1 pseudogene is annotated in these 285 nt (G+C 29.8%); it reads right to left on the minus strand.

Annotated features, from left to right (window positions below):
• A pseudogene (locus ACSG5Z_RS32005) lies at positions 1-285 on the minus strand (group II intron reverse transcriptase/maturase); the annotation flags it as partial.

Raw genomic sequence — 285 nt, forward strand, 5'->3', positions numbered from 1 at the left:
TCTTTGGAATGTACACCCTCCTAATAGGTTTCGGATTATAATTTTCTAGCGCTTTTTGTACTTTTGCTACAAATGTAGTTAAATTTTGTTCAGCTATTTCTAAAATAGTAGTATCATTAGAACCTTTAGTGTAACTTCCTTTATTCCTCTTTATATTCCGATAGGCAAGTTTTATATTTTCTTCACTCATTATAAGGGAGATTAGTTTTTTGAATATCTCCCCTTTACTACTTCTATTGTAAAGGTCATCAAACAATTGCTGTGTATCATAATACTCATTAAATC

Origin of the sequence: Bacillus pretiosus (assembly GCF_051294775.1) — a bacterium.
GTDB classification, from domain to species: domain Bacteria; phylum Bacillota; class Bacilli; order Bacillales; family Bacillaceae_G; genus Bacillus_A; species Bacillus_A wiedmannii.